The organism is Streptomyces sp. NPDC040622, assembly GCF_055593965.1.
In genome coordinates, this window is record NZ_JBVIXD010000014.1 from 37,184 (window position 1) to 50,634 (window position 13,451).

At 73.0% G+C, this 13,451-nt stretch carries 11 protein-coding genes and 1 pseudogene; 8 read left to right on the plus strand and 4 right to left on the minus strand.

The window, feature by feature from the left end; genetic code table 11:
• Positions 1-57: 57 nt before the first annotated feature.
• On the plus strand, positions 58-231 hold the full coding sequence (locus ACZ592_RS34045) for a hypothetical protein (protein ID WP_471585566.1): 174 nt from the start codon (positions 58-60) through the stop codon (positions 229-231).
• A gap of 149 nt (positions 232-380) precedes the next feature.
• Positions 381-680: a hypothetical protein gene (locus tag ACZ592_RS34050; protein ID WP_471585567.1), complete on the plus strand. Its 300-nt coding sequence runs from the start codon at positions 381-383 to the stop codon at positions 678-680.
• A gap of 84 nt (positions 681-764) precedes the next feature.
• Here the strand turns inward: ACZ592_RS34050 and ACZ592_RS34055 are convergent.
• A pseudogene (locus tag ACZ592_RS34055) lies at positions 765-2,351 on the minus strand (AfsR/SARP family transcriptional regulator).
• Between the two features lie 135 nt (positions 2,352-2,486).
• Between ACZ592_RS34055 and ACZ592_RS34060 the strand changes: the two are divergent.
• The 5 genes from ACZ592_RS34060 (at position 2,487) to ACZ592_RS34080 (ending at position 10,089) form a co-directional block, all read left to right on the plus strand.
• Positions 2,487-3,329 carry a class I SAM-dependent methyltransferase gene (locus ACZ592_RS34060; RefSeq protein WP_471585568.1) on the plus strand — a complete coding sequence of 281 codons (843 nt, stop codon included), beginning with the start codon at positions 2,487-2,489 and terminating at the stop codon, positions 3,327-3,329.
• Between the two features lie 310 nt (positions 3,330-3,639).
• Positions 3,640-4,818, plus strand: a complete 1,179-nt coding sequence (locus ACZ592_RS34065; protein ID WP_471585569.1) for a GNAT family N-acetyltransferase — start codon at positions 3,640-3,642, stop codon at positions 4,816-4,818.
• Between the two features lie 125 nt (positions 4,819-4,943).
• Positions 4,944-6,176, plus strand: a complete 1,233-nt coding sequence (locus ACZ592_RS34070) for a DegT/DnrJ/EryC1/StrS family aminotransferase (RefSeq protein ID WP_471585570.1) — start codon at positions 4,944-4,946, stop codon at positions 6,174-6,176.
• Between the two features lie 30 nt (positions 6,177-6,206).
• Positions 6,207-6,731 (plus strand): SRPBCC family protein, encoded by a 525-nt coding sequence (locus ACZ592_RS34075; protein ID WP_471585571.1) that lies wholly within the window; start codon positions 6,207-6,209, stop codon positions 6,729-6,731.
• A 217-nt stretch (positions 6,732-6,948) separates the two neighbouring features.
• The gene (locus ACZ592_RS34080; RefSeq protein ID WP_471585572.1) at positions 6,949-10,089 is read left to right on the plus strand and encodes an ATP-binding protein; all 3,141 of its coding nucleotides are present in this window, start codon (positions 6,949-6,951) and stop codon (positions 10,087-10,089) included.
• Here the strand turns inward: ACZ592_RS34080 and ACZ592_RS34085 are convergent.
• Together ACZ592_RS34085 and ACZ592_RS34090 are read right to left on the minus strand one after the other, a co-directional pair.
• Positions 10,070-10,867: an ABC transporter permease gene (locus ACZ592_RS34085; RefSeq protein ID WP_471585573.1), complete on the minus strand. Its 798-nt coding sequence runs from the start codon at positions 10,865-10,867 to the stop codon at positions 10,070-10,072. The genes ACZ592_RS34080 and ACZ592_RS34085 overlap by 20 nt on opposite strands.
• Positions 10,864-11,883 (minus strand): ATP-binding cassette domain-containing protein, encoded by a 1,020-nt coding sequence (locus tag ACZ592_RS34090; protein ID WP_471585574.1) that lies wholly within the window; start codon positions 11,881-11,883, stop codon positions 10,864-10,866. The genes ACZ592_RS34085 and ACZ592_RS34090 overlap by 4 nt, the downstream gene beginning before the upstream one ends.
• 464 nt (positions 11,884-12,347) lie before the next feature.
• Here ACZ592_RS34090 and ACZ592_RS34095 point away from each other — a divergent pair, with 464 nt between their 5' ends.
• Positions 12,348-12,878: a TetR/AcrR family transcriptional regulator gene (locus ACZ592_RS34095; protein WP_471585575.1), complete on the plus strand. Its 531-nt coding sequence runs from the start codon at positions 12,348-12,350 to the stop codon at positions 12,876-12,878.
• Positions 12,879-12,891: 13 nt separating this feature from the next.
• Here ACZ592_RS34095 and ACZ592_RS34100 read toward each other — a convergent pair whose 3' ends face one another.
• Complete coding sequence (locus ACZ592_RS34100) at positions 12,892-13,446, minus strand: YciI family protein (RefSeq protein WP_471585681.1); 555 nt, start codon at positions 13,444-13,446, stop codon at positions 12,892-12,894.
• Positions 13,447-13,451: the final 5 nt, after the last annotated feature.

The window sequence follows — 13,451 nt, forward strand, 5'->3', positions numbered from 1 at the left end:
GTCGGCCGCACACGGCCGACCCGAGCAACACCGTCACCGAACAAGGAGCCGCAGGTCATGCCGGCCAATGACGCCACCCAGGCGCCGATCTACCACACCCTCGTCCAGGAGCACGGCGACGTCGTCGCCACGGCCCGCAAGGCCGCGGAGGACACCCAGCAGACGGCCGAGGACCTGTTGGACTTCAGAACCCAGCCACGGGCGGGCACGTCGGCCGGGCCCGCTTCCTAGGGCCTGTCTGCACACTCCTGGCGACGCCCTGCGAGTGTCCTCGGCCGGGTCCCGTACCCCTTCGGGGCGGGCCTCGCCGAGAAGGCGGTGACCATCCGCGGCGGGGCACCGTTTCGCGTCGACGGGACCCGATCGGCCAAGATGGCGCAATGGACTACGAGTTCTGGAAAGAGATTCACGAACGCGGCGGCATCCCCGCGGTCAAGAGCGCCCTGGACGACCTTCCCGCCGATCTTCCGCAGCAGGACGCGGACGCCGCCACCGAGCTGGCCCTGAAGGTCATCGAGGACGACATCGTCCGCATCAACGCGCGGGCGGACCAGGCCGAGGAGCGGGCCCGCAGACTGGCCGAGCAGGCCCGCGAGGTGAACGAGCAGCTCACCGGGCACGCCGGCCGCGCGACGGACGAGACCGCGTCCGGGAGCGCCACGGAGCCAGGCACCGAGTGAGGCGCCCGGCCGGGCGCCGGCCGTCATGACCGGGCGCGCCGCTGCCTGCCTCACTCGCGCCGTCGAGCACGCCTGCACGCACTCTCACGTACGGGCCATCCTGCGCACCACCGCCGTGTCGTACCGCGCCCGCAGTCCGGCATCCGTACTGGACACCCGCAGCAGTGCTCCCAGGGCGCGGACCGCGCCGTCGTCGTAGCCGCACGACTCCGCATCGCGGGCCGCGCCCTCGAGGCGTCGGACGCCCGCGGCCTCGTCGCCCATTCCCAGGAGCGCCTCCCCGACCACGGTGCGCAGCAGGAACCGGGCCGCCGCCGAGGCCTCCGAAGGGCTGTCCAGATCCAGTGCGGTGACCGCCGTCTCGGAGCCCGGCACCGCCATTCCCCTGCGTCGAGGCGGTGCCGGGCGAGGTGGTACAGCGCGAGGCGTTCGGTGGTCCGGTCGCCGACGCTGTGCGCGAGCTCCGCGGCGAGCGCGCACCCCCCGGCGGCCTCCTCCGGGCTGCCGAGTCCGGCCTGCGCGAGCGACAGGTTGATCAGCGCGGTCGCCTCGCCGCGGGTGTCACGGGCCCGGGCGGCGAGCACGGGCGCGGCCTCCAGATGAGGCAGCGCCTCACCGATGCGGCCCTTTTCCGTCAGGACCCACCCGAGCAGGGCGAGGATCCGCGACTCGGCGCGGGTGTCGCCGTCGGCCCGCGCCGCCTCAAGTGCCGTGCGCAGCAGGGGAGTCCAGCCGTCCCGCACCCGCCACACGATCTGCGGCCACAGTCCGAGGACGAGCCGCCAGGTCCTGGCGTGCAGTCCGGCGGAGTGCGCGGCGGCCACCGAAAGGGTCAGGTCCTCGCGGTGTGCCGCGTACCAGTCCATGGCCTGCTCGCGGCCGGTGAACTCCCTTGTCGCCGATGGGGGACGGAAACCGGCGGGCAGCGTGAAACACGGCTCGTCGCCGGGCTCGCCCGCGTCACTGAACCCGCGCAGGTCGGCGTGGAGGAGCCCGCCGGGGAACTGCTCGCGGCCGCGGTGGGCCCAGTACGTCACCAGCGAGGTCTTGCCCACTCCCGCAGGACCGGTGACCAGGCAGACGGGTGCCTCGCCGGTGGCGGCGCGGGACAGCGCGGCCAGTTCGCAGGACCGCCCGTGGAAGCCGCGCGGCACGCGGGGCAGGAGGTTGAGGGCGCCGGGGGAGGGCGAGGCCGACGGAGCGGTCCTCCAGGGTCTGGGCCGCCGCCCGCAGGGGACGGCTCGGGCAGACGCCGGTCAGCGCGGGGCTCCGCCACAGGGACAGCGCCTCCTCATGCAGGGCCACGGCCTCGGCGGGCGCAAGCCGGTTGTGCGCCCGCGTCGCCAGCTCCTCGAACCGATGCGCGTCGAGCAGTGACTCCGGCATCCGCAGGGCGTACGCCGTGCCCTGCGTGAGGATGTCGACGCCGAACACCTCGGCGTCCGCCTCCGCGAGCAACACTCTCAGCCGCGACACATGCCCCTGAATGACACCGCGGGCCCTCGGCGGCGGCGCGTCGTCCCACAGGGCGTCGGTCAACCGGCCCACCGGGACCGGATGGTTGGGGCGGAGCAGCAGGGCGGCGAGCAGGCCGCGCCGCTTGGCGGGGCCGAGCGGCGCCACGCCCGCGTCGGTGGCCACGGAAACCGCTCCGAGCAGCCGGAATTCCACTGACGCGACCCCTCCTGCGGAAAAAGATCCAGATTACCGGAGGGCCCGGAGGCGGTTTCGGCGCCAGAGCGCGCGGACCCGCATCATCGGGGGACGGCGAACCGGCGGTACAGGGACGAGAGGTGGCGAACGGACATGCCGGACGAATGGGAGTGGGACGACACGCTGTTCGCGGGATCCGCCGCGTACTACGCGCGCGGACGGCTTCCCTACGCGCCCGGGCTCGCGGACACGCTGACCGAGGCGCTGCGGCTTGACGGACGCGGACGCCTCGTCGACGTGGGCTGTGGCCCCGGCACTCTCGCGCTGACCCTGGCCCCGCTGTTCGGCGAGGCCGTGGGCGTGGACCCGGACGGCGACATGATCGCCGAGGCGGTGCGCGCGGCCGCAGGGCAAGGAGTGGCGGGGCGGACGCGATGGGTGCGGGCCCGTGCGGAGGAACTGCCCGCGGGGCTCGGCACGTTCACCGTCGCGACGTTCGCGCAGTCGTTCCACTGGATGGACCGTGACCTCGTCGCGGCGACCGTCAAGGGCATGCTCCGTCCCGGCGGTGCCCTGGTGCACGTGTCCGACCTGAAGACGGAGATCCGCACCGCCGACGGTCTGCCTCATCCGGCACCTCCCCACGCGGAGGTGGCGGAGCTGGTGAAGCGTTACCTGGGGCCGGTGCGCCGGGCGGGCCGCGGTGTGCTGCCGCGGGGCACACCCAGCGGTGAGGAGGTGGTCCTCGCCCGGGCGGGATTCGCCGGACCGCGACGCCTGGTCGTGCCCGCGGGCGACGTCCTGGAGCGTTCGGTCGATGACGTCGTCGCGGAGGTGTTCTCCCTGTCGAGTTCGGCCCCGCACCTGTTCGGCTCCCGCCTGGTGGCCTTCGAGACGGACCTGCGCCGGCTCCTGCGGGAGGCTTCCGACGCGGGCCGGTTCTCCGAGCGAAGCCCGAGCACCGAGGTCTTCGTCTGGCGCGATGACGCCGCGTGACATGCCCCGGGGCCGGGGAAACCGTTCGGGCCCGGGAGTCCGAAACATGCGCTTCCCCCATGGTCGGCACCCTTGACACATGCGTACGGTTTCGCGACCTTTGAGCCTCGCAGGGCAGGGCAGGGCAGGGCAGGGCAGGGCAGGGCAGGGGCGGGGAGCCGGGGGGAGCGGTCAGCCATGAGATCCGTCAGGTCCAGATCCGTGAGCGGAGTCCCGTACGCCTTACCGGGCCGTGCGGCGCCGAGCGGGTCGCGCCGAGTGTGTCGCGTACGCGGTCCGTGGCGGCCCGTGGCAGGAGGATCGGCCTGAGATGGACATAGCGATCCACGGTCCCGACGAGCTGAGCGACCCGCTGCGCGCGGCCTGGCACCGGACGATGGACGAGTCGCCCCAGTACGCCAACCCCTTTCTGGCACCGGAGTTCGCGGCCGGCGTCGCCAGGCACCGCGGTGGCACGCGCCTGGCGGTCCTGAGCGAGAAGGGAGAACCGGTCGGCTTCCTTCCCTACGAGCGCAACTCCTTCGGCGTGGGCCGGGCCGTCGGACTCGGCCTCTCCGACTGCCAGGCCCTCGTGCACCGCCCCGGGGTCACCTGGAACCCCCAGGAGCTGCTGCGGGCCTGCGGTCTCTCCGTCTTCGAGTTCGACCACCTCGTCGAGGAACAGCGGCCGTTCAGCCCCTGCGTCACCGGGACGTTCGCCTCTCCGGTGCTGGACCTGAAGGCCGGTGAGGAGAGCTACGCGGAGTGGCTTCGCGGCGCCTACCCCGGCCTGGCCAAGACGACGCTGAAGAAGGAGCGTCGGCTGAGCCGGGACATCGGCGAGACGCGGTTCGTCTACGACGAGCGCGACCCCAGGATGCTGCGCACGCTCATGCGCTGGAAATCGGCCCAGTACCGCAGGACGGGCCGCATGGACCGGTTCGCGCGACCGTGGATCGTCGACCTGGTGGACGACCTCTTCCAGGTTCGCGAGGAGCACTTCACAGGTGTGCTGTCCGTGGTGTACGCCGGTGAGCGCCCGGTGGCCGCGCACTTCGGGCCGACGTCGGGCACGGTGTTCGCCGCCTGGTTCACCGCGTACGACCCCGAGCTCAGCTACTACTCGCCCGGCCTCATGATGCACCTGCGGATGGCAGAGGCCGCGGGCCGCGCCGGTGTGCGGATCATGGACATGGGCCGTGGCGACAAGAAGTACAAGGACTGGCTCAAAACCCGCGAACTGCGCGTGGGCGAGGGCTTCGCGACCCGCCCCCATCCGGTGGCGACGGCGCACCGGCTGTGGCGCAGACCGGTACGGGGCCTGCGCAACACGGTCCTGGCCCACCCCCGGCTGCGCGAGCCCGCCGACCGGCTCCTGAAGACGGTCGGAACGTTGCGCACCTCACGCGGCGACGGCTCCCGGGATGCGGGCCCCGGTGGCTCCCGAGGCGCTGGTTCCGGTGGCTCCCAAGGCGCTGGTTCCGCAGGCGCGGCCCGTCGCGCACGCTGAGCGCACTCGCCCCCCCCGCGGCGGTCGCGTCGACCCCTTCCTGTCTCTGCTCTGCCTTCCCTCCCCCCTTCCTGTTCCTGCAGTTGCGCCGTGTTCCCTGCGCCCCTTCGACGGAAGAAGCGAGGATGACCTACGGTTCGCGGCTCGCCGCGCTGATGACGCGGCGACTGGGACGCGAATGCGTCTACACGCCCTCGGCACGGCTCGCGCTGTACCTGGCACTGCGGCACTGGTGCAGGCCGGGCTCGCGCGTGCTGATGTCCCCGGTCAACGACGACGTCATCCTCTTCGTGGTCCTGGCGGCCGGACTGCGTCCGGTGCACGCCCCGGTGTCCTTCCGGGACGGAAACATCGACCCCGCCGCCGTACCGGCGGAGACCTGGCGGAACGTCGATGCCGTCCTGACGACGAACCTGTACGGCGTGCCCGACCGGGTCGTCGAACTGCGCCGCCGCTGCGACCAGTTGGGCATCCCGCTGTTCGAGGACGCCGCCCACGCGATCGGCACCCGCGTGGGCGGGCGGCCGATCGGGACGTTCGGGACGGCGGCCGCCTTCAGTCTGTCCAAGCACGTGGCGGCGACGGCCGGCGGATTCCTCGCCGTCGACGACGTCCGCACCCGCAAGGAACTGGAACGGCGGCGCGACGAACTCCTCGTGCCGGGTCGGCTCCGCACCGACCTGGCCACGACCCTGCGCCCGCTGGCGCGTTCAGCGGTGCGCGACCTCCACTTGGTGCGACCCCTGTGGCGCACGATGGGGCGCCTCGGGATGCTGGAGCGTGACGGCTACCGGATGGACCTGCACGCGCCCCGCCTCGCCCGCTGCGCGTCCGAGGCGCCCAGCCTCACCGCGTACGAACCGTGGATACGCGTCGACCTGCACGGCTACCGGTCCCGCCACGGCGCCCTGGTGCGCTGTCAGTTGGAGCTGCGGGTGGACCGGCTGCTGGACGCCGACCTCGCCCGGCGGGCGGCCGGGACCGCACTGTTGACGGGTACCGGCTGGGCCTCCCCGGCGCTCCGTGACCGTGCGGCGGGCGACGGCCCCGTGCCCCTCTTCCGCGTGCCGCTGCTCGTCCAGAGCCGGGACGCCCTGGTGGACCGCCTGGTGCGGCACGGCATCGTCGCCGGATACCTCTACGATCCGCCGCTCGACGACTACGCGGGCGCCGAATTCGTGGAACCGTCCCCCGACCCGTCGGGCGCCCGCTGGTTCGCCGCGCACGCGCTGCCGGCCGACCCGCTCCTGGCCCGCAGGATCACCAGGGCGCTGACGAAGGAACGGGCGCGACCGGCGCGGCCACCGCTCGGCTCGCACGCGGACCGACCGCTTCCCGTCAGCCCTACTGGCGGGTAAGGTCGGGGGCCGAGGAACGGAGCATTCCCCATGGCCCGCACGTTCACCGTGTCCCGCAGCATCGTGATCCAGGCACCGCCGTCAGCGGTGTACGAACAGGTCAGCAGGCCCGCGCAGATGGGCCGTTGGAGTCCGGAGAACCTCGGCGCGACGGTGCCGGGCGCCGACGAACCGGCCCGGGTGGGTCTGGTCTTCGAGGGGCACAACAAACGCGGGGCGTTCCGCTGGACCACGCGCTGCACGGTCACCGCGGCGGACGCGGGCAGCCGCTTCGCCTTCCGCGTGCACGCGATCGGCCTGAAGCGTCCTCGGCTGCGCGCTCCGATCGCCACCTGGGAGTACCGCTTCGAGGAAACGGAGTCCGACGCGTCAGGGCCGGCGACGCGCGTGACCGAGACCTGGACGGACGACCGGCGTCGCTGGCCCGACCTCGTGGCCGGCGTCTTCGACCGGATCGCCACGAGGGGCCACACCTTCGCGGTGTTCCAGGTGGGGAACATCGACAGGACCCTGCGCAACCTCAAGCGGGAACTGGAGGGCGTACCCAGCCGCTGAGCCCTCCTCCGGGGCCGCCGGTTCGCCGAAGCGGCGAGGGCGCGGCGCACCGCATGTCCTCCCCGGCCGGTCGGCGCGGTCAGTTGTGGACTCAGGGCCCGTGTACGGGCTCATGCGAGAGGTCCGCTTCATGCGCGGGGCCCGCTTCATACGCGGGGCCCGGATCACGTGCGAGGTCCGGCGAACCGCTGACCGGCGCCTTGGCTAACCTGCACAGGTGACCACCGACCTGACCCTGCTGCCACGCGTGGCCTACCGCGGGCAGGAGGTCGGCGCGCCCCGGCTCCGCAGTCTCCTCGTCCTCCTCGCCGCAGACCTGCGCAGCGGCTGCGGCACCGAACGGCTGGTGGCGGGCATCTGGCCGGACAAGCTGCCGGAACGGCCCGGAAAAGCGCTCCAAGTACTGGTGTCCCGGGTGCGCGCGCAGCTGGGCGCCGATGTCATAGCGAGCACGCCCACGGGTTACCGGCTCGCCCTCGCTGAGGTCCAGGTCGACAGCTCCGCGCTGCTCCTGCACGCCGCCACGAGTACCGAGCGGGCCGCGGCCGGGGACCACGCGGGATCACTGACGGCGGCCGAGGCCGGACTCGCGCTGTGGGAGGGCACCCCCGACGGAGCGGGCGCCCCCGACGACCCCGTCGCCGCCCTGCGTGCCGAACGCGCCCCCGTCCACCGCACCCTCGAACGCGCACGGGCCCTTGCGCTCGCCCGTCTCGGACAGCGCGCCCGGGCGGCAGGGCCGCTCGCGGCGCTCGTCGCGGAAGACCCCCGTGACGAGGAAGTACTCGCCGAGGTGCTGCGCGGCGAGGCGGCGGCGAAGGGTCCCGCAGCGGCACTGACCCGGTACGAGGCGTACCGACGCGAACTGCGCGACGAGCTCGGCACGGATCCGGGTGCACCGCTGCGGGCCGTGCACCAGGAATTGCTGCGTGAGGAAGCCCCCGCGGCCGGACGCGGCGTGCTGCACGAACCGAACCAACTCCTCGGCAGGGACGCGGACATCGCGGCGGTGGAACAGCTGCTGGGAACCTCCCGGGCCGTCACCGTCGTCGGCCCCGGCGGCCTGGGCAAGACCCGGCTCGCCCACGCCGTCGGCCGCCGGGCCGAGCGGCGCCCGGTGTACTTCGTCCCGCTCGTCGGCGTCACCGCGGACGAGGACGTGCCCCGGGAGGTGGCCGCCGCTCTCGGCGTCGGGGAGGGGCGGCACGGTGTCAGGAGCGGCCAGGCCCCGGCCGACCCGGTGTCCGGTATCCGCGGTGTGCTCGGTGCCGGGCCCGCGCTGCTGGTCCTGGACAACTGCGAGCACATCGTGCGGGGTGTCGCCGCCCTCGTAGGGGCGTTGCTCTCCTCCTCGAAGGGTCTGGGGGTCCTCGCCACCAGCAGGGCCCCGCTCGACCTCACGTCGGAGGCCGTGTACGCGCTGCCCGAGCTCGGCCTCGACACTTCAATCGAGCTGTTCACCCAGCGCGCCCGGGCCGCCCGGCCGGGCGTGGAGCTGCCACCCGATGAGGTGGCCGGGCTCTGCCGCCATCTCGACGGCCTGCCGCTGGCCGTGGAGTTGGCCGCGGCACGGGTGCGGGTGCTCTCGGTGCCGCAGATCGCCCGCCGCCTCGGCGACCGGTTCGCGCTGCTGCGCGGCGGTGCGCGCGATGCGCCGGAACGCCATCGCACACTGCACGCCGTCGTGGAGTGGAGCTGGAACCTGCTCGCGGACGACGCGCGGGCCGCACTGCGCACCCTGTCCGTGTTCCCCGGCGGCTTCGGCGTCGACGCGGCGGAGCACGTCCTCGGCGCGGAGGCGCTGTCCCTTCTTGAGCAGCTGACCGACCAGTCGTTGCTCACCGCCGCCGACACTCCGGCAGGCACGCGGTTCCGGATGCTGGAGACCGTACGGGAGTTCGGCGCGGCCCGTCTTGCGGACGCGGGTGAGGAGGAGGGGGCGGTCGGCCGCTTCCTCGCCTGGGCACGGGACTTCGGGGTCGCCCACCACGACGTGCTCCTCGGCTCGCGGCCCCTGGACGCCCGGGGGCGGATCAAGGACGAGCAGGACAATCTCGTGGCGGCGCTGCGCCACGCCCTGGCCCGTTCGGACGGCCCCGGCACGGCCGCCGTCACCGCCGTCCTCGCCGCCCTGTGGTCCACCGACTCCCACTACGCGCGCCTCGCGGATCTCGCCGCCGACACCGGCCCGCCCCTGTCGCGCTACCGCCCCGAGCCCGCCTACGTCGAAGTGACCCGTGCAGCAGCCGTGCTGTGCGCCGCGGGCCTGTCCATGAACCACGGCCCGCACGTCGTCCGTCAACTCGTCACCCTGCGCCGGCTCCCCACGGCCCCGCCGGACACGCTGGTTCGCGCCGTCGCCGTCGTCCTGAGCGCACTCCCCGAGATGCGCGCGCCCGACGACGGCGTGCTGCGCGCGCTCTGCGCCGACGCACGGCCGCTGGTGGCGGGCGTCGCCGAGTGCGTGGCCACCTACGTGTGGGAGAACGAACACGATCTCGACCGCGCGCTCGCCTCGGCCCGCCGGATGGTCGCCGCACTGGCACCGCTCGACAACCCGACCCTGCACGTGATGGGCCACTCCCGGCTGAGCGAGCTGTACCTGAGGGCGGGTGAGGGCGCCGCAGCCCACGGGCACCTCAAGGCCGCCCTGGAGACACTGACACGGCTCGGTGACGAGCACGACCACATCGGCATCCGCTGCGGCCTGGCCCTCGCCGGCCTGCATCGGGGCGACCCCGACGAGGCCGAGTACTGGCTGCGGCAGGCGGCGGAAGACAACCACCTGCAGAGGGACGCGTTCTACAGCCCCGATCTCGGCGGGCACGCCGAGATCGCGCTCGCCCGCGGGATGACCGGGGTCGGCCTCGGCCTGTGGCGCGAGGCCGTGGACCGGCTGCCCGGGGCCCACTCGGCGCCCGACGGTGACCTCTGGCTCGACCCGTGGGCGCTGCAGATCCAGTCGGCCGCGGTGACGGCGCACGCCCACGCGGGGCGCGTCGAACCCGTCACGGAGACCGTCGACCGGCTCCGGCAGCGCCTGGTCATCCTCCTGAGTCTCCCCTCCCGCACCGCCACGGACCTGCCGGTCCTCGGAACGGTGCTGCACGCGCTCGGCATGGCGGGTCTCGCCACCGGCGAGGTCACCGGCGACGCCCGTGCCGTACGCATGATCGCGCTGGCCGAGCGGCTGCTGGTGCTGCGCGAGTTCCAGCCGACGATGTCGGCCGACCGCGCCCGGCGGGCGGCCGAGCGCGCCGACCGGGCGGTGTACGCCGACGCGCTGTCGGAGTACACCGCCCTGGGCCGGGACGGACTGCGGGAAGCAGCCCGGGCGCTCACTTCGGGTCGCGGCTGAACATCGACTTCGACCAGGAGTAACCGAGCGCGGTCAGGGCGACGCACCAGGCGAGGGTGAACCACCCGTTGTCGCCGATCCCGCTGCCCAGCAGCAGGCCCCGCAAGGTCTCGATGGCGGGGGTGAACGGCTGGAACTCGGCGACCGGCCGGAACCAGCCAGGCATCGCGTCGACCGGGACGAAGGCGCTGGAGATCAGCGGAAGGACGACGAGCGGCATCGCGTTGTTGCTCGCCGCCTCGGCGTTCGGACTCGCCATGCCGAGGCCGACCGCGATCCAGGTGAACGCCGTGGCCACGAGCACGAGCAGCCCGAACGCCGCGAGCCACTCAAGGACCGTGGCGCCGGAGGACCGGAAGCCGATGGCGACGGCGACGGCGCCCACGAGGACGACACTCATGACCGCCTGGAGCACACTGCCGACGACGTGCCCGATGAGCACGGATCCGCGGTGGATCGCCATCGTGCGGAAGCGGGCGATGATGCCCTCGGTCATGTCCATGGACACGGATACCGCGGTCCCCGCCGGGGTCGCGCCGATGGTCATCAGCAGGATGCCCGGCACGATGTAGGCGATGTACGCGGATCGGTCCGCGCCGCCGCCGGCGATGCCCGCGCTCATCACGTCACCGAAGACGTAGACGAAGAGCAGCAGCAGGACGATGGGCATCAGCAGGATGTTGAGGGTGAGCGACGGGTAGCGCCGTGCGTGCAGGAGATTGCGGCGCAGCATCGTGGACGAATCCCGCACGGCGAGGGAGAGGGAGCCGGAGCTCATCGGACGGCCTCCTTCGGGTGGACGGGGTGGACGGGGTCGGCGGGGCGATCGGTGCCACCGGTCAGGGCGAAGAACACGTCGTCGAGGTCGGGGGTGTGCACCGTCAGGTCGTCCGCCCCGATGCCGGCGGAGTCCAGCCGGTCGAGGAGGGCGTGCAGCTCACGCTGACTGCCACCGTGGGGAATGTGCAGCGACAGCGCCTCGTCGTCCGCGGCGGCCTCGCGCAGTTCGACCGCGGCGGACCGGTAGGCGACCGGGTCGGTGAACCGCAGCCGCACATGCCCGCCCGGGACGAGCCGCTTCAGCTCCTCGGCGCTCCCCTCGGCGGCGATCCTTCCGTCGCTCAGCACCGCGATGCGGTCGGCCAGCTGGTCGGCCTCCTCCAGGTACTGGGTGGTCAGGAAGACGGTCACGCCACCGGACACCAGCTCGCGGATGATCCCCCACATGGTGTGGCGGGAACGCGGGTCGAGGCCGGTGGTCGGCTCGTCGAGAAAGATGATCCGCGGTGCGCCGACCAGCGTCATGGCGATGTCGAGCCGGCGTTTCATGCCGCCGGAGTAGGTGGCGGCGGGCCTCTTCGCCGCCTGCGCGAGGTCGAAGCGCTCGAGGAGTTCGGCGGCCGTACGGCGGCCCTCGCGGTGGGAGAGGTGGTGCAGGTCCGCCATCAGGAGCATGTTCTCCTCGCCCGTGATCAGGCCGTCGACGGCGGAGAACTGTCCGGTGACCCCGATCGCGGCGCGCACCGCCTGAGGGTCCACGGCCAGATCGTGCCCGCCTACGCGCAGCGCGCCGGCGTCGGCCCGGATGAGGGTGGAGAGGACCTTGACGACGGTGGTCTTGCCCGCGCCGTTCGGACCGAGCAGCGAGAAGACGCTGCCGCCCGGCACGGTCAGGTCGATCCCGTCGAGGACGGTCTTGTCCCCGAAGGTCTTCCGCAGCCCCTTGGCGGAGATGGCGAGCGGTGTGGGTGGGGGGCCTGAGGTGTCCGCTGATGTCGATGTCGGCTTCGTCATGCCGCGGAGACTGCGGCAGGGCGCGTTCAGCCCGGTTTCACGAGGGTTTCAGCGGCGCCGCAGGAGCGGTCCGCTGTCGGTGCGTCAGCTGCGGAGGGCCCGTCGCCCGGCAGGGCCGGGGTCACCGTGCCGGGGACGGCACGCCCGACGGGTGGGGGCGGCTCACCTGGCGGGAGGGGCGCGCCAGGGAGCCTGCTGCCCCACCCGTCGGGCGGTTTCCCGGTGGTGGGCGGGTGGCCGGTCTCCCGTACCGGCTGCCCTGCCGGATGTGCGTACACCGGGATCCTGGGGTGGTGCTCGGGGCGGAAGTTCATGGAGCCGCGGAGAGAGAAAGACCGGTCTGTCCCGTGAGCCGTTGCCTAGAAGATGGCACCGTGCGGAGACTCTGTCCAGGACTATTCTGGACGGTGATGGACAGCGACCGGGCACCAGGGACGCCGCGGCCGGCGCCTCGTGAACGGATCTTGCGGACCGCGTACGAGCTCTTCTCGCAGCGCGGCATCCGTGCTGTCGGCGTCGACGAGGTCATCACACGCTCGGGCGTCGCCAAGGCGACGCTCTACCGGCACTTCCCGTCCAAGGACGAGCTCGTGCTCGCGTTCCTCGCCCGCAGGGAACGTCAGTGGACGCTGGGGCTCGTGATGGCGGGCGCACACCGCAGGGGCGGCACTCCGGAGGAACGCCTGCTGGCGATCTTCGACGTCTTCGACGAGTGGTTCCGCAGCGAGGACTTCGACGCGTGCACGTTCATCAACGTCCTGCTCGAGATGGGCAGACAGCACCCGCTGGGGCGGGCGAGCATCGACTACCTGCAGCGGATCCGCTCCCTCGTGCGCGGAATGGCCGAGGAGGCGGGGCTGCGGGATGCCGAGTCGTTCGCCCGGTCCTGGCACATCCTGATGAAGGGGTCGATCATCTCGGCGGCCGAAGGGGACGCCGACGCGGCGCTCCGGGCGCGGGAGATGGGACAGATGCTGATCGCGCGGCACCGCTGACGGACGGGTCCGCTCAGGTCCGCCGCCCGCCGAACTCCCACGCGTGGACCTCGACGTCCGCGTACCGCACCGGCTCCAGGACAGCGCGCGCCCGGCCGGGATCCGCGGCCCGCACCAGCGCGGCCGTCCCGAGCCACGTGCGGGCGTCGTCGGACAGCAGTGGCCCGAACGCGATGAGGCCGTCCTCCCCGTCGGGCGGCACGGCGAGGTCGCCGGCCCGGTCGGGACCGAGGGCGAGCACCAGGTACCTGCTGCCCCCGGTCGCGCCGCCGGGGAAGTCCCACATGGTGCGCCCGAGCAGATTGCGCCAACGGCGCAGCAGCACGTCCCGGTACGCGCCCGCCTGGTAGTTGGGCTCCTCGAAGGCGAACGCGCGGGCAGCGGCGGGATCGGGCAGGTCGACGATGTGCACGCTGCCGACGGGCGTCGTGCCGTCGTCGGCGAAGGCCGGCCCGCGAGCGATCAGCTCGCTCTCGTACCGGTCCATGTACGACCAGTGCCCCTCCAGCAGCGTCTCGCGCAACTCCGAGGAGGCGGACCGGTCACGGTGATAACAGAAGAATTCCACGAGCA